At 44.7% G+C, this 24,869-nt stretch carries 20 protein-coding genes, 1 tRNA gene and 1 pseudogene; 18 read left to right on the plus strand and 4 right to left on the minus strand.

Features of this window, described 5'->3' with window-relative positions:
* The first annotated feature begins 140 nt into the window (after positions 1 to 140).
* The 6 genes from rpsF (at position 141) to dnaB (ending at position 5,561) form a co-directional block, all read left to right on the plus strand.
* Positions 141 to 437, plus strand: coding sequence for a 30S ribosomal protein S6 (rpsF, locus tag ACSYSH_RS05530; protein ID WP_252773247.1), 297 nt, complete (start codon positions 141 to 143; stop codon positions 435 to 437).
* Positions 438 to 468: 31 nt separating this feature from the next.
* Positions 469 to 993 carry a single-stranded DNA-binding protein gene (ssb, locus tag ACSYSH_RS05535; protein WP_491702218.1) on the plus strand — a complete coding sequence of 175 codons (525 nt, stop codon included), beginning with the start codon at positions 469 to 471 and terminating at the stop codon, positions 991 to 993.
* A 30-nt stretch (positions 994 to 1,023) separates the two neighbouring features.
* A complete protein-coding gene (gene rpsR / locus ACSYSH_RS05540) occupies positions 1,024 to 1,287 on the plus strand; it encodes a 30S ribosomal protein S18 (protein ID WP_047974917.1) in 264 nt (87 codons plus the stop codon).
* 218 nt (positions 1,288 to 1,505) lie between these two features.
* Positions 1,506 to 3,539, plus strand: coding sequence for a DHH family phosphoesterase (locus ACSYSH_RS05545; RefSeq protein WP_491702217.1), 2,034 nt, complete (start codon positions 1,506 to 1,508; stop codon positions 3,537 to 3,539).
* 83 nt (positions 3,540 to 3,622) lie between these two features.
* Complete coding sequence (gene rplI, locus ACSYSH_RS05550) at positions 3,623 to 4,075, plus strand: 50S ribosomal protein L9 (RefSeq protein WP_491702216.1); 453 nt, start codon at positions 3,623 to 3,625, stop codon at positions 4,073 to 4,075.
* Between the two features lies 1 nt (position 4,076).
* Positions 4,077 to 5,561: a replicative DNA helicase gene (gene dnaB / locus ACSYSH_RS05555; RefSeq protein ID WP_491702215.1), complete on the plus strand. Its 1,485-nt coding sequence runs from the start codon at positions 4,077 to 4,079 to the stop codon at positions 5,559 to 5,561.
* Positions 5,562 to 5,636: 75 nt separating this feature from the next.
* Here the strand turns inward: dnaB and ACSYSH_RS05560 are convergent, their stop codons facing one another.
* Entirely contained in the window at positions 5,637 to 6,143 is a 507-nt protein-coding gene (locus ACSYSH_RS05560; RefSeq protein WP_252773242.1) for a YbaK/EbsC family protein, read from the minus strand.
* A gap of 91 nt (positions 6,144 to 6,234) precedes the next feature.
* On the opposite strand from ACSYSH_RS05560, the gene ACSYSH_RS05565 reads away from it, so the two are divergent.
* From ACSYSH_RS05565 to ACSYSH_RS05600, 8 genes are all read left to right on the plus strand, one after another.
* Entirely contained in the window at positions 6,235 to 6,963 is a 729-nt protein-coding gene (locus tag ACSYSH_RS05565; RefSeq protein ID WP_491702214.1) for a GntR family transcriptional regulator, read from the plus strand.
* 220 nt (positions 6,964 to 7,183) lie between these two features.
* Complete coding sequence (locus tag ACSYSH_RS05570) at positions 7,184 to 9,637, plus strand: phosphoketolase family protein (RefSeq protein ID WP_252773240.1); 2,454 nt, start codon at positions 7,184 to 7,186, stop codon at positions 9,635 to 9,637.
* Between the two features lie 114 nt (positions 9,638 to 9,751).
* The gene (locus ACSYSH_RS05575; RefSeq protein ID WP_491702213.1) at positions 9,752 to 10,570 is read left to right on the plus strand and encodes a Cof-type HAD-IIB family hydrolase; all 819 of its coding nucleotides are present in this window, start codon (positions 9,752 to 9,754) and stop codon (positions 10,568 to 10,570) included.
* A 133-nt stretch (positions 10,571 to 10,703) separates the two neighbouring features.
* Positions 10,704 to 11,693, plus strand: a complete 990-nt coding sequence (locus ACSYSH_RS05580) for a ribose-phosphate diphosphokinase (protein ID WP_489816204.1) — start codon at positions 10,704 to 10,706, stop codon at positions 11,691 to 11,693.
* A gap of 157 nt (positions 11,694 to 11,850) precedes the next feature.
* On the plus strand, positions 11,851 to 12,564 hold the full coding sequence (gene yycF / locus ACSYSH_RS05585; RefSeq protein ID WP_252773238.1) for a response regulator YycF: 714 nt from the start codon (positions 11,851 to 11,853) through the stop codon (positions 12,562 to 12,564).
* A gap of 37 nt (positions 12,565 to 12,601) precedes the next feature.
* A complete protein-coding gene (locus ACSYSH_RS05590; RefSeq protein WP_491702212.1) occupies positions 12,602 to 14,479 on the plus strand; it encodes an ATP-binding protein in 1,878 nt (625 codons plus the stop codon).
* Positions 14,480 to 14,550: 71 nt separating this feature from the next.
* Positions 14,551 to 15,684: a S1C family serine protease gene (locus tag ACSYSH_RS05595; protein WP_489816206.1), complete on the plus strand. Its 1,134-nt coding sequence runs from the start codon at positions 14,551 to 14,553 to the stop codon at positions 15,682 to 15,684.
* Positions 15,685 to 15,831: 147 nt separating this feature from the next.
* Positions 15,832 to 16,476: a deoxynucleoside kinase gene (locus tag ACSYSH_RS05600; protein WP_491702211.1), complete on the plus strand. Its 645-nt coding sequence runs from the start codon at positions 15,832 to 15,834 to the stop codon at positions 16,474 to 16,476.
* Positions 16,477 to 16,631: 155 nt separating this feature from the next.
* Here ACSYSH_RS05600 and ACSYSH_RS05605 read toward each other — a convergent pair whose 3' ends face one another.
* On the minus strand, positions 16,632 to 17,588 hold the full coding sequence (locus tag ACSYSH_RS05605) for a nucleoside hydrolase (RefSeq protein WP_252773234.1): 957 nt from the start codon (positions 17,586 to 17,588) through the stop codon (positions 16,632 to 16,634).
* 76 nt (positions 17,589 to 17,664) lie between these two features.
* Between ACSYSH_RS05605 and ACSYSH_RS05610 the strand changes: the two genes are divergently transcribed.
* Together ACSYSH_RS05610 and ACSYSH_RS05615 are read left to right on the plus strand one after the other, a co-directional pair.
* On the plus strand, positions 17,665 to 18,660 hold the full coding sequence (locus tag ACSYSH_RS05610; RefSeq protein ID WP_489816209.1) for an NAD(P)/FAD-dependent oxidoreductase: 996 nt from the start codon (positions 17,665 to 17,667) through the stop codon (positions 18,658 to 18,660).
* Between the two features lie 322 nt (positions 18,661 to 18,982).
* Positions 18,983 to 20,551, plus strand: a complete 1,569-nt coding sequence (locus ACSYSH_RS05615) for a peptidoglycan amidohydrolase family protein (protein ID WP_491702210.1) — start codon at positions 18,983 to 18,985, stop codon at positions 20,549 to 20,551.
* 134 nt (positions 20,552 to 20,685) lie between these two features.
* On the opposite strand, the gene ACSYSH_RS05620 is transcribed toward ACSYSH_RS05615, so the two are convergent.
* Positions 20,686 to 20,758: transfer RNA gene (locus ACSYSH_RS05620), tRNA-Lys, on the minus strand.
* Between the two features lie 119 nt (positions 20,759 to 20,877).
* Positions 20,878 to 21,207, minus strand: coding sequence for a VOC family protein (locus ACSYSH_RS05625; RefSeq protein ID WP_491702209.1), 330 nt, complete (start codon positions 21,205 to 21,207; stop codon positions 20,878 to 20,880).
* Between the two features lie 137 nt (positions 21,208 to 21,344).
* Between ACSYSH_RS05625 and ACSYSH_RS05630 the strand changes: the two genes are divergently transcribed.
* Complete coding sequence (locus ACSYSH_RS05630) at positions 21,345 to 22,901, plus strand: ABC-F family ATP-binding cassette domain-containing protein (protein WP_491702208.1); 1,557 nt, start codon at positions 21,345 to 21,347, stop codon at positions 22,899 to 22,901.
* A gap of 226 nt (positions 22,902 to 23,127) precedes the next feature.
* Positions 23,128 to 24,768: pseudogene (locus ACSYSH_RS05635) on the plus strand (peptide ABC transporter substrate-binding protein).
* Positions 24,769 to 24,869: the final 101 nt, after the last annotated feature.

Here is a 24,869-nt window from a genome sequence, read left to right on the forward strand (position 1 = left end):
GTCTAATTAGTTAACGGTGGAAGAAGATGTGTACTTGCAAAAGAGCGTTTGATTTAGTATAGTAAATGGATGTGAGTGCAAAGAATGCACGCACTCCTTGCAGCCACTTGGCTGCCAGAGACCAAAAGGAGGAAAAATACATGGCTACAGCATACGAATTAACATACATTATTCGCCCTGACATGGAAGCAGATGCAAAAAAGGCGCTCGTTGAACGCTTTGACAAGATCTTGGCTGACAACGGTGCGGAAGTTATCAAGTCAGCTGACTGGTCTAACCGTCGTTTCGCTTACGAAATCGCTGGTTACCGTGAAGGTACTTACCACGTCATCAACTTCAACGCTGAATCAGACGAAGCAGCAACTGAATTTGACCGTTTGGCTAAGATCTCATCTGACATCTTGCGTCAAATGATCGTTAAGCGCGACGCAGACTAAGACGCAATTCCACCGGGAAAGGACCTAAAAGATGATTAATCGAGTTGTTTTAATTGGACGGTTAACCCGTGACGTGGAATTGCGCTATACCCAATCCGGTGTAGCGGTGGGCTCCTTTTCACTTGCTGTGAATCGGAACTTCACTAATGCTAATGGAGACCGTGAAGCTGATTTTATTAACGCCGTTATCTGGCGAAAGTCAGCCGAAAACTTTGCCAACTTTACTGGCAAAGGGGCTTTGGTGGCAATCGAAGGTCGGTTGCAAACGCGTAATTATGAAAATAATGCCGGACAACGTGTTTATGTAACAGAAGTTGTCGTTGACAACTTTTCATTACTTGAATCAAAGGCTGAAAGTGAACGCCGTCGGGCCCAAAACGGGACTGGTCAAGCGCAAGACTTCTCTGGCAACAGCCAGGACTTTGGTAACGCTGATCCATTTGCATCCGCAAATCAAAATAACAACCAACAAAGTGGTAACCAGCAAGGGGCAAACCCTTTTGCTGCCAATAATAATTCAGAAATTGATATTTCTGATGATGACCTGCCATTTTAATTTTACATCTCATTTGAAAGGAGACAGATTATGCCTGAACAAAACGCACGTCCACAACGCCGTCGTCCACAAGGTGGACCACGTCGTCGTCGTAAGGTTGACTTTATTGCAGCCAACCACATCGAATACGTGGATTACAAGGATACAGAATTGTTGGAACGTTTCATCTCAGAACGTGGTAAGATTTTGCCACGTCGTGTGACTGGAACTTCAGCAAAGAACCAACGCAAGGTTACGGCCGCTATCAAGCGCGCTCGGATCATGGCCTTGTTGCCATTCGTCACTGAAGACTAATGTGCAGGGAAACCAAGACAATTGTCTTGGTTTTTTTGTTCTAAAAGTCAGAACCTTGCTGGTCGTATGCTCAAAAAGGATTAACACTTTTGCGGTATATGTCAGAGTCGGTCTGGCTTTTTTCTTTTGGGTAGCTTGGTAGCTTCCTTTTCAACAGTCTTTTGTTCGTATGGTAAAATGTTAGGTAAGTATGTAAGCAAAGAATAGTTGAGGCCTTCATGAAAACATTTTCGAAGCTGCGGGCGTTATCCCGCTATCAACAAAATAAAAACTTTATGACAGGAACCATTGGCATGTTTATCGTGGCCTTTGTTTCTTTGATTCTGGCGCTATTGACCAATTGGATCTTAGGATTGGTTTGGTTTGTGTGCTTGGTGACCTTTTTTACCATCATGCTCAATGGGTTAATTCTAGCTAGCCAATCAAATGAGTCCTACCTAGAGGAGCTGACTTACCGAGTTAAACTAGGTCAGCAAGAGGCCATCTTAGAAATGCCGATGGGTATCATCCTTTTGGGTAAGGGGGAGCGGATTGTCTGGGTGAACCCCTACCTCCAAAACCTATTGATGGATCAAGATTTAATTGGGGAAAGTTTGTCTGAAGCAGATGGTGACCTGGCTTTTGCTGTGAAAAATTATGAAAACGATAAGGTTAACCGTTTTTCCTGGTTGGAACGTTCTTTTGACATTGCCTACCAGGAGCAGTTAGGTGTCATTTACCTCTTGGATGTGAGTGAAAATGAGGCTTTAAATCGTGATTTGACAGATCACCGCTTGGTAACTGGGCTGGTTTCGGTCGATAACTATGAAGAAGTGACAGAAGGAATGCCTGATTCTGAAACGTCGAAGTTGCGAACCTATGTGACGGGACAGTTGACGGACTGGGCTAAAAAGTACCATTTATACGTTCGCCGTTTGTCGCCGGTGACCTATTTATTGATGGGATACCAACGTGACTTGGCGCAGGCAGAAGACGAAAAATTCTCGGTCGTCAAGATGATCCGTGAAGCAACGGCTCAGCAAAATTCACCATTAACGCTTTCAATGGGAATTGCCTACGGTGAACAGGATATCAACTCTTTGGTTCAGTCAGCACAAACGAACCTGGATTTGGCATTGGGTCGTGGTGGCGACCAAGTAGTTGTGAAGGCCGAAGATCTGCCGGCCCGTTTCTATGGTGGCACAACGAATCCGATGGAAAAGCGAACACGTGTCCGTGCTCGGGTGATTTCACAAACCATTGCTGAATTGATGGATCAGTCTGATCAAATTTTTGTGGTTGGTCACCAAAGGCCAGATATGGATGCCGTTGGTTCGGCAATGGGCCTGTGGCGTTTCAGCCAAACACGAGACAAGAAAGCCTTTGTTGTTGTTAATGAGGGTGAAATTTTTTCAGATATCCAATCTCTCTTGGCGACTGTTCGAGCAGACCAAATGGGCGAAGGAAATCCGGGTGTTGATCTCGGTGCATCGATTATTAGCGAAAAAGAAGCGCTCGATTTAGCAACGGAGAAGTCATTGCTGATTTTGGTTGACCATGCCAAGGAAGCATTGGATGGGGCACCTGATTTATTGAAGGATTTGAAGGATCGAGTTGTGGTTATTGATCACCACCGTTTGGCGGAAAATGGCCTACCGGACAAGCCAATGCTGACGTATATCGAACCTTATGCTTCATCAACGTCAGAATTAGTCACGGAATTGCTACAGTACCAGAACCAAAAGGGTGCATCAATTACCGGGCTGGAAGCCACTGCCATGCTCGGTGGCATTCAAGTCGATACGAAAAATTTTGTTTTGCGGACGGGGTCAAGAACCTTTGATGCGGCTTCTTATTTGCGGGCTAATGGCGCCGATAACGAGTTACTCCAGTCCTTCTTGAAGGAAAAGTTTTCGGACTTTAAGGCACGAGCCGAATTGATTCACTTAGCTGAGATTAAAAATCATTCAGCGATTGCTGTTGGTGATAACGATACCGTCTATCAAAGTGTTATCGCGGCTCAGGCTGCTGATGAATTGCTGCAGGTTGAAGGGGTCAAGGCTTCCTTTGTACTCACAAAGCGTGATGATGGCCGAGTGGGAATTTCCGCCCGGTCAAATGGCGACTTTAATGTACAAACAATTATGGAAGACCTTGGCGGTGGTGGCCATTTGTCTAATGCCGCTACGCAAATGTCTGACGTGACGACAGACGAGGCGGCCGATCAACTCTTACAGGCCATTACTAGTCAAGAAGCGGAAGAAGCCGAATAAAGTTTTTGACAATGTTGTCATAAAATCAGTAAGATAAAACAAAGCATTTGGCTCGTGATGAACAAGCCCAAAAGGAGGCAAAGATGAAAGTTGTATTTTTGGAAGACGTCAAGGGGCGTGGTAAGAAGGGCGAAGTGAAGGAAGTTCCTGATGGCTACGCCAATAACTTCTTAATCAAGAATAAAAAAGCAGAACCAGCAACTGGGAAAAACCTCGGGGCAGTCAAGGGTCGACAGAAGGCCGAAGAAAAGTTGGCGGCCGAGGAATTGTCCGAGGCTAAGCAGTTGAAGGAAAAGCTAGAAAACGAAAAAACAGTTATCGAAATTAAGGGGAAGGCTGGTACCGATGGCCGCCTTTTTGGAGCTGTTTCAACAAAGCAAATCGTGGCCGCTTTGTCTGACCAGTACAAGGTAAAAATCGATAAGCGTAAGTTGCTTTTGAATCAACCAATTCACGAAATGGGCTTCACCACAGTTCCTGTTAAATTGCACCGCGAAGTGATGGCAGATCTCCGCGTACACGTTAGCGAGGGTTAAAATGGCTGATGTTTCAGTAATGGGCAATGAGTACCGACAGGCACCCAATGATGAAGCAGCTGAACGTGCCGTTTTGGGTGCTATTTTCTTTGATGTTCAATCCGAGGCAGCGATTGTCGCAGCGGAAGCCATCCTTGACCCAAGCGATTTTTATCGACAGAAGCATCAAGAAATTTTTAAGGCGATGCAGCTGTTGGTTGAAGAGGAACGACCTGTTGATATCCTAACCCTGCAAGATAAACTGAATGCCATGGGCCAGCTAGAAAATGTAGGTGGTATCGACTATTTAGTTGACATTTCACAGTCGTCGGCCTCTGCTTCAAACTTAAAATTTTATGCGCAAATCGTCCATGAAAAAGCGATTTTGCGCCGTTTGATTCAAACGTTAACCGAGTCCATGACGTTAGCCTATGATGGGTCTGAGCCATCGAGTGAATTGCTCGAGGAGCTCGGCCGTCAGCTTGACCGCCTGGCTCAAAACCAGGGCGATGATGATTTACGTCGAATTAAAGATGTTTTGAATGAGTTTCAAGAAAATTTGCAGGCCGCCAGTGAAAACGATAGCAAAGTTATCGGGATTGCTTCGGGTTATGACCAATTAGATGAGTTAACGCATGGCTTCCGTGAAGACCAAATGATTGTCATTGGTGCCCGTCCGGCCGTTGGAAAGACGGCTTTTGTCTTAAATATTGCTAAGAATGCAGCCAAAACCGAAAAGAAACCCGTTGTGATTTTTTCTTTGGAGATGGGGGCTGTTGACTTGGTAACTCGTTTAGTTGCTGCTGAAGGTGGGATTAATTCTAATAAATTGACCACTGGTAATATGCAAGATGAGGATTGGGCAGCATTGACGTTAGCCGTTCAATCATTGGCAAACATGCAGATTTATATGGATGACACGCCAGGAATTCGCATGGCTCAAATCTCGGCTAAGCTGCGAAAACTAGAACGTGAAGTTGTTGGGCGGCTGCCAGAAGAAGAGCGGGATGAAAATCCCCACCCATTGGGTCTGGTCATGATTGACTACCTAGGATTGATTGAATCTGCCAATAGTGAAAGCCGTCAGCAAGCCGTTTCTGAAGTTTCTCGTTCTATCAAGAAACTGGCAAAAGAATTGCACACGCCGATTATTGCCTTGGCTCAGCTTTCGCGTGGCGTTGAACAGCGTCAGGACCAACGACCAATTCTCTCTGATTTGCGTGAGTCCGGTTCGATCGAGCAGGATGCTGACATCGTGGCCTTTTTGTACCGTGATGATTACCATCCCAACCGAGCGGGTGAGGATGGCGATGAAGGTGGTAACCAGGTTGAGGAAGAAACAGTTGTTCCGATTGAAGTTCTTGTGGAAAAGAACCGTGCTGGAGCCAGGGGAAAGGCGGAGTTGATGTTTAACAAGCCAACTTTCAAATTCTCGAACATGGCCGGCACTTATCGCCAGGAACAATCGGGCTTTGGCCCAATTCCTGATATGTCACAGGGTTGGTAAACAACCAAAATCAAAGCAAAAGGCAGCACATTCAAAATCGATGTGCTGCCTTTTGCTTAGTTTTAAACGCTTGTTTTATGCTTCCGTTTCGGTTAAATCAACAAAGGGGGCGCCAATCATTGTCGCCAATTCTTGGGGATTTAATTTATCGGACCGACCGAGTTCGCCGGCTGAAACCAGGAAGTAGTCGGCTGCTTCTGCCTCTTTGGCGAAATAGATGGGAAAACCGTGGTTCTGCCAAATACCAACGGGATTGTTGGCACCGTGGACGTAGCCGGTGGTCGCCACTAATTCCTTGAGTGGCAACATGTGAGTCTTTTTGTTACCGGAAACGGCGGCCAATTTTTTCATATCTAAGCGCTTGGTGAGGGGGACAACGGCTATCAAGGGACCAGTTTTGTCACCCTTGACAGCTAGCGTTTTAAAAATGTCTGATTGTTGAATGCCTAATTCATCCATCTTAGCCGTAATTTCTGCTTCAGTTAAGTCCAAAGCGTTTAGCTCGAGTGGCTCATAGGCGACGCTATGCTTGTCGAGGACCTGTTCGGGTAATGTTTTTTTATCTTTTTTCTTCTTTGCCATGGTTCTATTTTAGCATAAGCAAAAAGCAGAAAAAAAGCAGTTGGAACCAATTTTGAAAAGTGGTTGGACCAATTATGCTACAATAGACATTATGTCAGAAGCAATTTATGTAACGGTGCAAGCCGATATTAAACAAAAAATTTATCAGGGTCATTATAAAGACCTTAAGTTACCTGATGAGCGAACATTAGCGGCTGATTACCGGGTTTCGCGTTCTTCAATTAAACGGGCCCTCAACGTATTGGTCCAGCAGGGGATTATCTTTAAGAAGCGGGGATCAGGGACATTTGTCAACCCTTTATACCTGAAAAATCAGGCAATCTTTCAACATGAGGGATCCAACCTGGGTGTTTCAGATTCTTTTCGAATTAATGGTCAAGCACCCAGCATTGAACTCCTGGACTTCCGGGTGATTCAGGCCACGCCAGAGCAGCAATCAGCATTATTTTTAAACGATGGCGATTTTGTTTACGAAATTAAGCGTCTGCGTAAGTTAGATGGTGTGCCATTCATGATTGAATATGGCTACGTGCCGATTTCTTTATTGCCAGGACTTAATCGGGAAACGGTGACTAAATCTATTTATGAATATGTTGAAAAACGGAAGTCAAAAACAGTGACGAGGTCGTTTATGACGATCATGACCGAGCCGTCGAATGTTGAAGAGCAGAAGCTGTTAAAGCTTAAGGCGACTGAGCCGGTCGGGATTATGGAAGGGATTTTTTTCATGGATGATGGGACACCATTGGAATATTCTAATATGCGCCTACACTACAAATACCTGCGTTATAATGCTTTCGTTTCACTTGGGTCGGAATAAGCCCAATTAAGTTAGCAAACAATTCTATGGAATGTGTTTAATAAAAGATTGATTGGACCGGTCCAATTAATAAAGAAATGCAACCAAAAACGAAAAAGTTAGACCCAAAGCCCTTTTTTTCTTGAACGAATGGAACACTCTCGATATAATAGGACTTGTAAATATATAGCCGGAGTTTGCAGAAGCGGGCTTCGTTGAAAGAAAAAGGAGTACTATTTACATGGTTGATTACAACTCAAAAGAGTACTTGGAACTTGTTGATAAGTGGTGGCGTGCAACCAACTATTTGTCAGCTGGGATGATTTTTTTGAAGTCAAACCCATTGTTCTCAGTAACTAAGACGCCTATTCAAGCTGAAGATGTTAAGGTTAAGCCAATCGGACACTGGGGAACTATCTCAGGTCAAACATTCTTGTATGCTCATGCTAACCGTTTGATCAACAAGTATGACTTGAACATGTTCTACATCGGTGGCCCTGGTCACGGTGGCCAAGTGATGGTTACGAACGCTTACCTTGATGGTGAATATACTGCTGATTACCCAGAAGTTACTCAAGACTTGAAGGGTATGTCAACTTTGTTCAAGCGCTTCTCATTCCCAGGTGGAATTGGTTCACACATGACTGCCCAAACTCCAGGTTCATTGCATGAAGGTGGAGAATTGGGTTACTCATTGTCACACGCATTCGGTGCCGTTTTGGACAACCCTGACCAAATCGCTTTTGCCGTTGTTGGTGATGGTGAAGCTGAAACTGGCCCATCAATGACTTCATGGCATTCAATCAAGTTCTTGAATGCTAAGAATGATGGTGCTGTTTTGCCAATCTTGGATTTGAACGGATTTAAGATTTCAAACCCAACTGTCTTCTCACGTATGTCAGATGAAGAAATCAAGAACTTCTTTGCAGGTCTTGGTTACTCAGCCCGTTTCATTGAAAACGCAGACATCCATGACTACATGGCTTACCACGAAAAGGCTGCTGATATCTTTGATACTGCTATTGAAGACATCCAAGCTATCCAAAAGGATGCCCGTGAAAATGGTAAGTATGAAGATGGTACAATTCCTGCATGGCCAGTGATCATTGCTCGCTTGCCAAAGGGTTGGGGTGGACCTACCCATGACCAAGCTGGAATGCCAATCGAAAACTCATTCCGTGCCCACCAAGTTCCATTGCCTTTGGCACAAGGAAAGTTGGACACATTGCCACAATTCGAAGAATGGATGAATTCATACAAGCCTGAAGAATTGTTTAACGCTGATGGTTCATTGAAGGATGAATTGAAGGCTATTGCTCCTAAGGGTGACAAGCGGATGTCAGCTAACCCAATCGCTAACGGTGGTCGTAAGCGCGGTGAAGATCTTAAGGATCTTGACTTGCCAGACTGGCGCGATTACGTAAACGACATCAACGCTGACAACCGTGGAACGATCTTGCCAGATGGTAACCGCAACATGGACATGTTCACTTTGTCAAACTACCTTGAAAAGGTAATGCAAATGAACCCTAAGTCATTCCGTGTCTTTGGTCCTGATGAAACAATGTCAAACCGTTTGTGGTCATTGTTTGATACTACTAACCGTCAATGGATGGAAGAAGTTAAGAACCCTAACGACCAATACGAAGCACCAGAAGGCCGTATCTTGGATGCTCAATTGTCAGAGCACCAAGCTGAAGGTTGGCTTGAAGGTTATACTTTGACTGGTCGTGTTGGAATCTTCGCTTCATACGAATCATTCTTGCGCGTTGTCGACTCAATGATTACTCAGCACTTCAAGTGGTTGCGTCACGCATCAGAACAAGCATGGCGTAATGACTACCCATCATTGAACTTGATTTCTACTTCAACTGCTTTCCAGCAGGACCACAACGGTTACACTCACCAGGATCCTGGTATGTTGACTCACTTGGCCGAAAAGAAGTCAGACTTCATCCGCCAATACTTGCCAGCCGATGGTAACTCAACTTTGGCAGTGATGGAACGCGCCTTCAGCGAACACTCAAAGGTTAACCACATGGTTATCTCAAAGCAACCACGTCAACAGTGGTTCTCAGCTGCTGAAGCTGAAGTGTTGGCTACTGAAGGTTTGAAGGTTATCGATTGGGCATCTACTGCACCATCAGCTGATGTGGATATCACATTTGCTTCTGCTGGTACAGAACCAACAATTGAAACTTTGGCCGCATTGTGGTTGGTTAACCAGGAATTCCCTGAAGTTAAGTTCCGCTATGTTAACGTTGTTGAATTGCTTCGTTTGCAGAAGAAGTCAGAATCAGCCGGAAACGACGAACGTGAATTGTCAGATGACGAATTTAACAAGTTCTTCCAAGCTGATACACCAGTTATCTTCGGATTCCACGGATACGAAGACTTGGTTGAATCATTCTTCTTCGAGCGTAAGTTCCGCGGTGACGTCTTTGTTCACGGATACCGTGAAGATGGTGACATCACAACTACTTACGACATGCGCGTTTACTCACACCTTGATCGTTTCCACCAAGCTAAGGAAGCTGTTGCTGTCCTTGCAGACCGTGGTGCGGTTGACCAAGCTGCTGCTGATACATTCATCACTAAGATGGATGACATCTTGGCAAAGCACTTGAAGGTGACCCGTGAAGAAGGTCGCGACATCGAAGAATTCACTAAGTGGCAATGGTCTGCTTTGAAGTAAGCTATTAACACTTGAAAGAATCGCCTCGGCGGTTCTTTTTTTTATACTCATTTGACGGCAAAATCTAACTAAACTTTGCTATAATTGACATAATCTTGAAAAGGGGCTAATTTTATGCAAACAATTAAACTTGTTTCAATTGATATTGACGGCACGCTTTATAATGATAATCGTGAGATTACACCGGCGGTAAAAAGTGCTATCCAAAAAGCGACGGCACAGGGGGTTCATGTGGTCATTACCACTGGGCGACCAGAAACAGGCGTTAAAAAGATTTTGAATGAATTAGATCTCTTGGGTGAAGATCATTATGTGATTACGCACAATGGTGGCTTGGTCCAAACAACAGACGGACAAAAGACCCTTCATCGAGCTGCTTTGCCATGGACTACTTTTTTGAAGGCGCAACAATTTGCAGAAGATCATAACACCTATATTCAGGTTGAATCAGACTCAGACGCCTATACGGTGATGACGAATGTAAATGTCTTTGCAAGCCAGGAAAACTTCGTGGTCAGCCTGCCACTAACTATCAAAGATGAAGTTTCAGAGCTGGAGGAAACTTCTTTTGTCAAGGCAATTGCTATTGGCGACGAAGGCTTTATGGATCAGATTCAGGCAAAGGTCCCGGCAGAGTTGACGCAAGAGGCCAATGTTGTTCGTTCAACCCCGAATAATTTGGAATTTATGAATACGGCGGCTTCTAAGGGCCAGGCATTGTTAGCATTGGCAAAGGAGTTGGGCATCGATCAATCAGAAACAATGGCAATTGGTGACCAGGAAAACGATCACACAATGATTGAAGCTGCGGGTATTGGCGTTGCCATGGGAAATGCGGTACCTTCAATTAAGGCGATTGCCAACCAGGAGACAACGGATAACAACCATGATGGTGTTGCCAAGGCTATCGAACGCTTTATTTTAGCCAAATAATTAGTAGCAACAGATTAGTAATGTAAGATGACAAGCGGCGATGATAAAATCAGTCGCTTTTTTTGCCCAGTTACCTTGATTTTATTGTTATAATATATAAGAAATCGTTGTTCTTTAATCTGGAGTAGCAAAAATGACTAAGTCAAACCTAAAACTCTTTTCTCTCTCATCGAACCACCCCTTAGCAGAAAAAATCGCTGCTGAAGTCGGTGTGCCATTAAGTGACATTTCGGTGAAGCGCTTTGCTGATGGTGAGGTGCAAATTAACATTGAAGAATCTGTCCGTGGCGCAGATGTCTTTGTGATTCAATCAACATCCCAACCGGTTAACGATAACCTGATGGAATTGTTGATTATGATTGATGCCTTGAAGCGGGCATCAGCTAATCAAATCAACGTAGTTTTGCCTTATTACGGTTATGCTCGTCAGGACCGCAAGGCGCGCTCACGTGAACCAATTACAGCTAAGTTGGTTGCGAATATGATTGAACGAGCAGGAGCTACTCGTGTGATGGCTTTAGACTTGCACGCTGCTCAAATTCAAGGATTCTTTGATCTACCGATGGATCACTTGCAAGGTGCTCCGCTTTTGGCCGATTACTTGATTGAAACCGGTATTGCCGACAAAGAAAACGCTGTTGTTGTTTCACCCGATCACGGTGGGATGACCCGTGCCCGTAATTTGAACAACATGCTTGGTTTAGAGGCACCTGTGGCAGTGATTGACAAGCGTCGTCCGAAGCCAAACGTAGCAGAGGTTGGCTCAATCGTTGGTGATGTTGCTGGTAAAACAGCCATCATGGTCGATGACATGATCGATACAGCCGGAACGATTACGCAGGGTGCTCAGCTTGTTTTGGAACATGGTGCTAAGGAAGTTTACGTGGCCGCATCACATGCCGTCTTCTCAGGACCAGCTTTGGAACGTTTGCAAAATTCTGTTTTCACTAAAGTTATTGTGACTGATTCGATTAACTTGCCAGATTCAAAGAAGTTTGACAAGCTGGAAATTGTTTCTGTTGGGGAATTGATTGGTGAAGCGATTCGTCGTGTTTCGTTGAACGAAGCAATTAGCCCGATGTTTAAACACCGCTTCCGCCGTCGTAGTTCTCAAGAAGACTAAGGCGTCTTAAGTTCGATAAAGGATTCTGATAAAGGACTATTTTTTGGCTGAAGTGTCAAAAGAGGTCTTTTTTTGTGAAGATTATTCGTAAATTGACTGAAAGGCCAATTTTTTATGTTACAATAGCGAATGAAAAATGTTTTAATTGGAGACGCTTATGTATAAAATTTTAGTGGTTGATGATGAAAAGCCAATTTCGGATATCATCAAGTTCAACCTGGTAAAAGAGGGTTACGAGGTCGTAACGGCCAGTGACGGGGCCGAGGCATTGGAATTGTACAAGTCAGAAAACCCTGATTTGGTATTGTTAGACCAAATGCTTCCTGAAGTCGAGGGAATTGAAGTTTTGCGTCAAATTCGGGCCAAAGACAAGACACCTGTCATTATGGTAACGGCTAAGGATTCTGAAATTGACAAGGTGATTGGTTTGGAAATGGGTGCAGATGATTATATCACTAAGCCGTTCTCGAATCGTGAATTGGTTGCCCGCGTAAAGGCAAACTTACGTAACCGTCACACAACGAGCCAGTCAGATGATCCAGCAGTTAACCAAGAAGACATTCAGCTTGGCAACTTAATTATCCATACAAAGACTTATATGGTCACAAAGGATGGTGTTGACCTCGAATTGACCCATCGTGAATTTGAGTTACTCTCATATATGGCACAACATATTGGTCAAGTCATGAACCGTGAAAACTTACTTCGTCAGGTATGGGGTTATGACTACTTTGGCGATGTTCGTGCAGTTGATGTGACCGTTCGTCGTTTGCGTGAAAAGATTGAAGATGTACCATCACATCCAGTTTGGTTAGGAACAAGACGTGGTGTTGGTTATTACCTCTCATCTGGTAAGAACCAAAATAAATAAAAAATTATGAAAGGACAGGCATTCGCTGTCAGGGATTATGAAAGTCATTGTTAAACTCTTACAATCGATTCGATTCCGGATAACCTTTGTCTTTGTCCTTTTTTTAATTGTCATTTTAGAATCATTCGGCGTTTTTTTCGTTCATCAAATTGAGCAGCATGACCTCATTGCCAGTGAGGCAGAGCTGACAATGCCAACCTATGTTACGAAAAAAATTGTCGAGGGTTTGGATGCGGGTTCTGGTAAGGCGAGCCGGGAAAAAATGGATACAGCCGTGAAGGATTTCGATTCCAACCTTGTCGAAAACGTCTTGGTTTATGATAAGTCCGGCAAAGTTGTTTCCAGTCAGTCGACAAAGAAGTCGCTATTACCAAAAACTATTGATTCTAATAGCGAGATTGCTCTGGATGGCGGTAATTCTTACCTTAAGATCCGGACACAAGACCGCGATCAAGGAAGCGGCCAACAGGCGGTGGTGACCCGGCAGCTTTATGCGAATGGGACGAATGCTCCTAGCAAATCGGGAGAGAAACCTGTTGGTGTGGTGGTGGTTTATGCTAGCCTCGCTAAGGTTTACGCCAATGCTCGTCAAATTTTGCTTTTGTTCTTGTTGGCTGGTCTGCTAACGCTGGTGGCTTCGGTTTATTTGGCCTTTATTCTGTCTCGGACGTTGACGCGGCCAATTGAAATCATCAATAAACAAACAGCGCGGATTGCGGCTGGTGATTATTCGATGGTCAACACAATTTCTGGTTCGGATGAAATTTCGCAGTTGGCCCACTCGGTCAATACGTTGTCAAACCGGATTGCAGAATCAACTGAAATCATTAGTAATGAACGTAACCGCCTCCATTCCGTCCTCCATCATATGGCTGATGGGGTTTTGCTGACGAATGCTAAAGGACAGCTAACGATTATTAACCAGGCAGCAACCAAGTTGCTTGGTGTCAGCGAACAAGCGGCACTGGGACAGCAGGTCTTTGACCTATTGGACCTCCCTGAATACCAAAGTATTCGGGATTTGATTAAACAGCAACGGTCCATGACGGTTGATGTCGGTCAGCGAATTATTGAAGTTCGGGTGTCTTTGATTAAGAATCCCTCTGGTTTGATTAATGCCATGGTTCTGATTTTGCACGATATCACGGAACAGAAAAAAATTGATCAGGATCGGCGTGACTTTGTTTCTAACGTCTCTCACGAACTGCGAACACCATTGACCACAGTAGCGTCCTACGTCGAGTCTTTGCAAGAAGGCGCTAAGGAAGATTCTAAAATTCTTGGTGAATTTTTGACGGTGATTCAAAACGAAACGGACCGGATGTCGCGAATGGTATCTGATTTGCTTGAGTTGTCGCGAATGGACCAGGGAACGATGGAAGTTAAGACGGAATTGGTTCAACTAAATACCATGTTGAATTTTATTTTGGATCGGTTTGAAATGATTTTGTTGTCACCGTCAAAGGATTTAAATTCGGATCGAAAGATTAAGATTGTTCGTCACATCCCAAAAGATCAGGAATTCTGGGTTGATATTGATTATGATAAGATGACCCAAGTCATCGATAATTTGATGAATAATGCTATTAAGTACTCACCTGATGGTGGCAGTATTACAGTGTCCCTTGAAAAATCAGGCGATAAGGCTTTGATTAGCATCAAAGACCAAGGACTGGGAATTCCAGTAGCTGACCAGGAGAAAGTCTTTAACCGTTTCTTCCGGGTGGATAAGTCGCGGTCGCGGGCCCAAGGCGGTACTGGACTGGGATTGGCAATCTCTAAAGAAGTGATTGAAAAGTTTAATGGTCGCATCTGGGTCGAATCAAAAGAAAATGAAGGCTCTACCTTTAAGATGACCCTTAATTATGTGCAGGACGATTTGTTATCGACTGAAAAGCAGTGGGATGAAGATTAAGCCTTTCGTGACCTTAATTTCTGCTTAATTTCAATCAGTTATAGTAGCGTTAACAAATTTTGGAGACGACCATGCAAAAGAACCTAACGAATTTGATTTTGGCTGGAGCCCTAGCCGGTGTAATTGGTGGTGGGGCTGTTTTAGCTGGACAAGAAATTTATCAAAATTATCAAGTAACGCACAGTCCTGTTCGGACCAAAGCGACAGCAACAAAAACGATGACGTCCAAGGATACGGCGACCAATGCTTATAACAAGGTGGCCAATTCTGTTGTCTCGGTGCTTAATTTTAAAAAGAGTGGTAACACTTATAATGAATCAACGGAAGGGTCTGGTTTTGTCTATAAAAAGGCTGAGGGCTCAGCCTTTATCGTCACCAACAATCACGTGATTGACGGTGCCGATAAGTTGCAGGTCATTACCAATGATAATAATACAGTTACGGCCGAGCTGGTTGGGAAGGACGCTTTAACTGATTTGGCCGTATTGAAAATCACTGATTCTTCAACGATTTCAACTGCCGCCTTTGGGGACTCAGCTCAAATTTCTGTTGGTCAACAGGTATTGGCAATTGGATCACCACTGGGGTCACAGTATGCTTCCTCAGTAACAGAAGGGATTATATCGGCCACGAAGCGTTTGGTTCAGGCTGATGATGATTCCGGCCAAAACTATGGTGGCTCCACGGTTATTCAAACCGATGCCGCTATTAATCCCGGTAATTCAGGTGGCCCGTTAATTAACTTAGCGGGACAGGTAGTTGGAATCAATTCAATGAAGTTGTCATCATCATCAAACGGTACGGCGGTTGAAGGGATTGGCTTTGCCATCCCTTCGGATCAGGTTGTCGACATCGTTAATAAGTTGGTGAAAGATGGTAAGGTGACGAGGCCAGCCCTGGGAATTCAGATGATTAATCTGTCACAGGTTCCCGTTAATGAGCAGCAGTCAACGCTCAAAATTCCAAATACCGTTAATGGTGGTGTGGTTCTTTACAAGGTCAACAGCGGTTCACCAGCAGATAAGGCGGGCTTGAAGAAGTATGACGTCATTGTTGGTATTGATGGTAAGACAGTTGCTAACCAGGCTGATTTGCGTGAGCAGCTTTACACGCATAAGGTCGGCGACAAGACAACGTTGACTTACTATCGTGGTACTGAAAAGAAGACGGTTACCCTTAAGTTAAATCAGACTTTGCAGTCATAAGCTTTCGAATACCTATCGATTTCAAAACAAAAAGTCGACCAAAATGTTGGTCGACTTTTTTATGTTAAAAGTTAGCGACGAAGGCGGAATTGCCGTTGAGATTTTGCTATACTTAAAAAAGTGATAAATGAGGAGAATGATGAACATATGATTGTATTAGCCGGGACAATTGGTGCTGGAAAAACCAGTTTGACAGAGATTTTAGCAAAGCATTTGGGTGGTCGCGCCTACTATGAAAGTGTGGATAACAACCCAATTTTGCCACTCTTTTACCAGGACCCCAAGAAATACAGTTTCTTGCTCCAAGTTTACTTTTTGAACACCCGGTTGGACCAGATTCACGAGGGACAAAAAGAGAAGAATGCGGTCATGGATCGGTCAATTTTTGAAGATGCCCTACTTTTCCAGCTCAATGCTGATTTAGGTCGAGCAACGCAGACCGAAGTCGACATTTATAAGGATTTGGTCAATAATGTCTTGGAAGAAGTTTCAGAGGAAAACAAGACGAAAACGCCGGATTTGTTAATCCATGTTCGCGTTTCGTTGGAGACAATGTTAGCTCGAATTAAGAAGCGCGGTCGTCCTTACGAGCAGATTGAGCAGGACCCAGACTTGTACCAATACTATGCGGACCTAAATGCTCGCTATGATGCTTGGTTCGACCAATACGACCGTTCCCCAAAGCTCCAAATTAATGGTGATGAGCTTAACTTTGTTGAGGATGCCACTGCTAAGGAGCGGGTTTTGGCCCTTGTTGATCAAAAGCTAGCAGAATTGGCTACCGACAAGTAATCAAAGTGGTGCTGACTTTGCTGATTGAGTAGAGGGGCTAATGCCCAAGAATCTGGATCGGTAAAATTTCATCAAAAAAAGACTTAGCTAAGTGACTAATGGACCTTGTAATATGCGCATGTCACTGGTTAAGTCTTTTTATTTGGTGGGAATTTTCAGGCGAGAACCTTGAGCATCATCTGCTGAAAATCAGAGACAAAACGGTCTTGGTCAACTAAAACGGCAGCCTTTGAAATCGTTGGTTCCAAAAGTTTGGTCTTGTCGCCAATTGTTCGACCGTAGTCACCTGATTCTTGGTCGTAAGTGACCTGCATGTTTAAGTCCAAAGTGCTTACATAGCTTGGGTCAACGGCAACCGCCACTGCTAGTGGATCATGGAGGGCGGCTCCTTTTTTATCGATATCTAAGTTATAATAAGCATCAATGTAGTAATCCATGATGTCAGCGTAGTTCTGACCGGCAGTTGTGCCGAGATTACGCCACTCTTGTGTATGCTTCTTGGTTAAAAGCGTTCGTAGAGTGACATCCAGGCCAACCATGGTGAGGTTTTCCTGATTTTTAAAAACAAAGTCGGCGGCTTCGGGGTCTTGGTGAATGTTAGCTTCCGTAAAGGGCGTCACGTTACCAGGAACCGTTAAAGCCCCACCCATCAAAGTTGTTTGGCCAATCAACTTGGCAAGGCTTGGATCTTTCTCAAGGGCCTTGGCTAAGTTCGTCAAAGGACCAGTTGGAAGGTAAATTAGTTCGTCCTTGTATTGGTGAGCGGCTTCAATTAAGAAATCGATACCGTTTTGGCTGTCAACAGTCCGTGTTGAGGCCTCAACTTCGACATCACCGATACCATTTCGGCCGTGAATGGCCTGTGAGATTGGCATGACAGTGAAGTCAGTGGTGGTCGATGAATGTGACTCACCAATGAAAACGGGAACGTCATGGGCGCCTAAGAGGTCTAAGAGGTCAAGTGAATTCTTGGCCGTGACATTGGTCAGGGCATTGCCATAGGTGGCAATAATCCCAATTAAGTCGATGTCATCATGGCCGATGGCATAAGCCAAGGCTAAGGCATCATCAATACCAGTGTCGAGATCTAAAATCATTTTTTTGCGAGACATTGCGCATTCTCCTTTAGTTTGGGTACACTTTATTATAGCAAAATTGTTAGGTAAAACACGAAGAAAGCGAGTCAAAATGGAAAAAACGTACGATATTATTGTTGTTGGTGGTGGTCCGGTGGGCCTTTTTGCTGCCTTCTATGCTGGCTTGCGCAATACCAAGGTGCTTTTATTAGAAGCCTTAACGGATCTTGGCGGTCAGGTGCAAACACTCTACCCCGATAAAAAAATTTGGGATGTCGCGGGACTGCCAGGGGTATCTGGCCGAGAATTGGTTGAACGCCTTAAAAACCAGTTGGCTAAGTTTCCGGTTGATGTTCAGACCGAGGCCAAGGTCACGGATATTGTTCGTGCCGGTAAAAACTGGCACATCGCAATTAATGGCGGGCAAACGAGTGTGACTGGTCGATCGGTGATTTTGGCAACTGGTAAGGGGGCTTTTGAGCCACGACGGTTGCAAATTGAAAATGAGGCTGAACTAGAGGGAAAGGGTTTGTCTTATTTTGCCCCGAATCTTGCGCTTTATCAAAATCAGGAAGTGGCGGTCCTCGGCGGTGGTGATTCAGCGGTTGATTTAGCCCAGCAATTAGACGCGATTGCTAAGAAGACTTACCTGATTCACCGCCGAGACCAATTTCGGGCCCTGGAACAGGCTGTATTGGCTTTAGAGAAAACAAAGGTGATTAAGAAAACGCCTAAAAAAGTTGAAAGCGCACAACAAACGGCTGATGGTCGACTAGAATTGACGCTACAACATGTTAAAGATCAAGGTCAGCAAGAGAAGTTAGTGGTGGATAATCTCCTTGTTCAGTATGGCTTTTTAACAAAGGGGCAGGCCGATACTGGTTGGCAAGTGGACCTTGATTGGGATTCAGCTGGCATCGTTGTGACTGACCAGATCAAAACGAAGCAACCAGCTCTTTTTGCAATTGGGGATGCTTCATCTTATCTGGGTCATGTTGATTTAATGGCCACTGGCTTTGGTCAAGCACCGGCGGCGGTGAATGCAGCGATTGCTGCCATTGACCCTGATCGAAGCGGACCTGGCCATTCATCTTCAATGAACTTGTAAAAGAAAGTTTTCGCTACCAGGATGGGGGCGGGAACTTTTTTGCTGTCGATTTGGTTATCAAAACAAAATCTTTTGCCTGATTTTGATAGGGTTGCCTTTTTTTGACCTGTTACTGTAACAATTTTGACGCCAATACTGTACAATAGAGTCGGAGAAGGTTTATAGCATAGCCAAGTTATTTTCCTTTGGGAATAATTAAATTTTTTTGAATTCGGATAACCAGTCTGATTTTAAAACTATCAAAAAGATGGCCGAACTCATGACGTTCGGTTTAGTAGCTATGCTCGAAATATTGTCATTCAGAAAACGGAGGTAATCAACCATGACGGATAATAATCAAGACAAGCACCTTAGACATCGGTTAATGTTTACAGCAAGTGCGACGACATTAGCAGCAACGGGCGCTGTTTTTGGGGCGACCGTTTTGAACCAAAATCAAACAGCCAGTGCTGACCAAGTTCAGGGCCAGGCACAATCTCAAGTTGACCAACAAAGCCAATGGCAGGCAAACTCGCTTGACCAGGTCAAGGCTGCCATTGCAAAGCAAGGCCAAGGACAAAATATTCATGGCTATGCGACACAGTGGGGGGACACACTGGATGTGATTGCCCAGGCTTATGGTTTGAGCACGGAACAGGCGGCCCAGCAGTTGGGCTTGGATGACCAAGGGTTGTTGATTTCAGGCTATCGCTTGGGTGCCCAGGCTCAAGTGATCCAAAAGCTTAAAGATGATGGTGTCTTATTGTCTGCTGGAGTTGCTCAGGTAAGCCAGAGCCAAACTAGTCAGCCAAACTTGGTGTTGATGCAAAAGGGTGCACCAACGACTGATTCCGCTCAGGTGGCTGCCGATTCGCAAGCCAGCTCACAAGCAGTCAGCCAGGGAAGTCAAACGGGTAGTCAGACAGCAACGACTGCCGCTGCTCAATCAGTTGCTCAGAGCCAGTCTTTGTCCGTGGCTAGTTCGCAGGCTAGCGCCCAGTCAATGGCAGCTAGTGTCAATCAAAATCAAGTTAGTCAAGCGGTGTCCGTTGCTGGTTCAAGTGCTGGTGCACAACAGCCAAATACTGACCAGACCGATACAATTGAGCAAAATGCTGCTCAAGGAGCTGGGTCACAGTCAGCCGATTTGTACTCACAGACGCAGTCTTTGAGTCAGGCACAAGCAGCAGCTTCACAAGCACCTGGCTCACAGACTACTGTCTCACAGGCTGGTATTTCCCAAGTAGCCAATTCAGAAGCAACTACCTCACAGGTACAAAGTTCTCAAGCGGCCACTTCACAAGCGGTGGCATCCCAAGCACCTGTCTCACAAGCTGTCGTTTCAGAGGCACCGGCTTCCCAAGCAGCAACGTCACAGGTAGCTACTTCCCAAGCCCCAGCTTCGACAAGTGCAGCCGTACAACCAACGGCTACCACGAATAAGGTCAATACGGATCAGGTTATTAATTGGTTCTATGACAACCAAGGCAAGTTGACTTATTCTATGACGGGGTCTCGTGATGGCGCCGATGGGACGGCTGACTGTTCCGGTGCAATGACGGAAGCCTTGTATGAGGCGGGGGCTTCCAAGCCGGCTTACTTGTATAATACGGATTCTTTGCACGGTTATTTGGAACAAAACGGTTATCAACTAATTTCAACGAATACGCCATGGGATGCTCAACGTGGTGATATCGTTATTTGGGGTCAGCAGGGTGCCTCAGGTGGATCTGCTGGTCACGTTCAAATCATTGTCTCAAACGATCCAAATGCCCGCGCCATTTCCGTTAATTATGTAACGGGCGGCCAAACGGGTACGGCTGTTCAAGAATGGAATTATGACGCAGCCTATAATTACACGGCAAAGGCCAATGGTGGTAACCTGGCCTATTATGTTTACCGACAAGCGTAAGTAGCTAAAAAGCTAATGATACCAGAGATGGTGTCATTAGCTTTTTTGGTATCTGTTGCATACCAATCAGTTTAGTTAGACGATTTTTGGGAACACAAAAAAATCCTTGAGGATTGCCTCAAGGATTGCTGTAGTGGTCAGTCAGGGGCTCGAACCCTGGACCCACGGATTAAGAGTCCGTTGCTCTACCAACTGAGCTAACTAACCATGGAGTTGTCTTAAACAACAAAAAATAGTATACCATGGTTACAGCGGTGGAGCAAGTGTTTTAGCGAAAATAAGTCGATATTTCAATAAAATTTTTTAATGAGCTCAGTGATACAACATCAGGCATTCGCCTCAATGACGACGGTATTACCCTCGGAATCCTTAACCGTCACCGCCACTTTATTGTTAAAACGTTCTTCCTCTTTTTCGATGACAACAAAATTATTGGCTAAGTGCTGTTTTAATTCAGGGAGGTGGTCACGAACCAAGAGCTCAAAAGTAGTTTTGGATTGACTCTGAACAAAAGTAAGGTCTTCGTGGTCAACAACTAAGATGCGGTCAGTTTGGGCACCACTTTGAGGAAGGTCAAAGACGTCGCGCCAGAAACGAAAGGCACGGTTGGGGTCTTGTGCGGGAATTTTTTTATGGTTGAGTTTACGAGCTTTCATTTACTTTGATTCTCCAAAAAAGCGGTTCACGTTATAAGAGCAAAGAATAGTAATTTGCTAGGTTCTTTTATTCAGTATAGCCCAAAGAGGGGGTCTTGACCATGCTTGTCAAGGCAAAGTGTGGTAAACTAAGTCTTATGGCATTATTAGAAGTAAGTGGGCTCTCGATGGCCTACGCAGAAAAAACATTATATGACGATGCTGACTTGGAATTGCAAGCCGGCGAACACATGGGGATTGTCGGTCAAAACGGGGCTGGTAAGTCAACTTTGATTCGGATTTTGACCGGGCAAGTTTTTCCCCTTTCGGGCCGAATTGACTGGGCGAAAAATCTGAAAATTGGCTACTTGGATCAGTATGCAGAAATTCCAGAGGGGATGACTCTGGTTGATTTCTTGCATACGGCTTACAAGGATCTCTATGCTAAGCAGGATCGCGCAACGGAATTGTATGAAAAGTACGCCGCTACCGCCGATGACAAGCTGCTTGAGCGAGCAGGACGCCTACAAGAAGAACTGGATGCTGCTGGTTTCTATGACGTTGATACTGAAATCGAACGGGTGATTTCTGGTCTAGGCTTGGAAGCCATTGGGCGGGACCGCGAACTAGAACACATGTCTGGTGGTCAGCGTGCCAAGGTTATCTTGGCTAAGTTGCTCTTGGAAAATGACGACGTCATTATCCTTGATGAGCCGACCAACTATTTGGATGTTGCGCACATCGAATGGTTGGAAGGCTTTTTGCAGGGATTTGAAGGCGCAGCCATGATTATTTCGCATGACTTTGATTTCTTGGATAAGGTAACGAACGCGATTGCTGACGTTTCTTTTGGTAAAATTACCAAGTATCGCGGTTCTTTCCAAAAGGCGATGCGTCAAAAAGAAGAACGTTCTGAGCAGCAGCTGCGTCAGTATGAGAAACAGCAGGTTGAGATTGCTAAAGCTGAAAAGTTCATTGCCAAGAACAAGGCCCGTGCTTCAACTTCAAAGCAGGCCAAGTCTCGTGAAAAGATGCTGGCCCGGATGGATAAGGTGGATCCACCTTCAGAAAACCTGAAGGCGAAATTTAACTTCCCATACGTTAACTCCCAGTCGGCCGCCGCTTTGACGGTGACTGATTTGTCAGTTGGCTATGATCAGGCAATCTTGGAACCCGTGTCATTCTCATTAACAACGGAAAAGAAGATTGTCTTTGCCGGGTTCAACGGGGCAGGAAAGTCGACGTTGATCAAGTCCATTTTGGGCGAAATTCCTTCACTTGGCGGTCAAGTGGAATTTTCACCTTCAGCTGTCGTGAATTACTTTGACCAGGATTTAGACTGGGATAATGACCAGCAGACGCCATTACAGGCGATGCAAGACTTATTCCCTACGATTTTGCCAAAAGAATTGCGGCAGCGTTTGGCGGGCGCCGGCATTAATGCTGAAAATGCCCAAAAGCCATTGTTCCAGCTTTCTGGAGGGGAGCAGACGAAGGTTAAGCTGGCCATTATGGAAATGAAGCCGTCAAACTTCTTAATCCTTGATGAGCCAACGAACCACTTGGATGAAGAAACGAAACAAGCTTTGTATAAGGCGATTAAGGCCTTTCCTGGTAACGCTATTATCGTTTCTCACGAAGTTTCCTTTACGAAGGATTTAGCGGATCAAAGCTTGAACGTGGCTGCTTTGTCTTACAAGGAAAATCCGGAATAAGTCGGTTAAAAGTGAATAATCAATACCTAAAGAATGATTTTGTTAACAAAATCATTCTTTTTTTGATGTCAGGAAAAATAACAAATCCCGGCAAAATGAGCATTTTAAGCGGTAAACTAAGCGTCGAAACAACAAAATAATCATTTTTATTAAAAAATTATTTGAAAATGGTGTGTTTGTCTGATAAGATTAAACAAACATTAAGTTGTACCGAGGAGGAAGCATCATGAAACGATGGCAGAAATGGACTGTTGCGGCAGTCGTTGTTCTGGTCGCAGTTGGGGGATCTCGAGCTGCTGGCTGGTGGGGGACAAGTCCCGCAGATGATAAATCAACGTTAAACTTTGGTTTGGCAACTGATATTCAAACATTGGATATGTCCAAGGCGACTGACCAATATTCGAACACGATTCTGGGAAATACGGAAGCGAACTTGTTACGTACAAATGCCAAGGGGGACGTTGTCCCTGACTTGGCTAAGTCATATAGCGTCTCATCAGACGGTTTGACTTATACCGTTCAATTGCGTTCCGGATTGAAGTGGTCAGATGGTTCTGCCTAGACTGCTAAGGACTTTGTATACTCATGGCAACGAATTGCTGATCCAAAGACTGCCTCACAATACTCATACCTGACATCGGGTGTGAAGAACGCTGATGATATCGTGGCTGGTAAGAAGCCGGTGTCTGATTTGGGTGTTAAGGCTGATGGCAATACATTGACTTTCACGTTGGAAAAGCCAATGCCACAATTTAAGTACCTGTTGAGTTTCGCTCAATTCACGCCACAGAAGGAATCTTTCGTCAAGGAAAAGGGTTCTAAGTATGGTACAACTGCAGCCGATCAAATCTATTCAGGTGCTTACAAGTTCGAAGGCTGGAATGGAACCAACGGTAAGTTCAAGATGGTCAAGAACGATAACTATTGGGATGCCAAGAATGTCAAGACAAAGACGATTAACTGGCAAGTTATTAAGAACCCTGAAACTGCGATTAAGTTGTACAAGCAAGGTAAGATTGATCGCGCTGCGATTACCAACTCACCTGAAATGTACTCAGCTAACAAGAACAACAAGGATGTTGTCAATAGTGCGCTGGCTTCAGCAACTTACTTGGAGTATAACCAGGCAAAGAACCCATTCTTGCAAAACGAAAAGATTCGCGAAGCTTTGAACTTGGCAACCAACCGTAAGGACTTGGCTTCACAGGCAACGGGTGGTACCCGTGATGCTGCTAAGAGCTTGGTTTCAAACAACTTGGTTAAGGCTTCAAATGGTGAGGACTTGTCTACTTATGTTGCTCCTGGCTACACTTATGACAAGGAAAAGGCCCAGAAACTCTTTGCCGAAGGAATCAAGGAAGTTAACAAGGGTAAGATGAACGTTACCTTGGAAACGGATGCTGATAGTCCAATTTCTAAGAATATCGTGGACTACTTGAAGCAGGCTTACGAATCAACCTTTGGTGACCAAATTTCAATCACTGAGAAGATTGTGCCATTCAAGCAACGTCTACAAGATTCACAAAACGGGAACTTTGATATTGTTGTTTCTAACTGGAACGGTGATTATCCTGATGGTTCAACCTTCTACGATATGTTCAAGGCAACTGACACTGGTATGAACGACGGTCAGTTCAAGAACCAAGATTACATTGACGCCGTAACAAAGGCCGAAAGTACAGATGCTAACAACCCATCTGCCCGTGATGCTGACTGGAAGGCAGCTGAAAAGGCTTTGATGGACTCTGCAAACATCAACCCATTGCTTTCATGGAAGGGTGCTTCATTGGCTCGTCCAAATGTTAAGGGTGTTGTGACAAACCCTGCTGGTTTGCCACTAGATGTTACTCGGGCATACCGGAAGTAATGCAATTTAACAACTATTCAATTTGAATATACTAGGCAGGTCATTGAGAGAGACGTCCCGTATGATAATGGACACCCTTTATGTGACCTGCCTTTGATGTG

The sequence above is a fragment of the Fructobacillus sp. ESL1117 genome, from assembly GCF_058508565.1.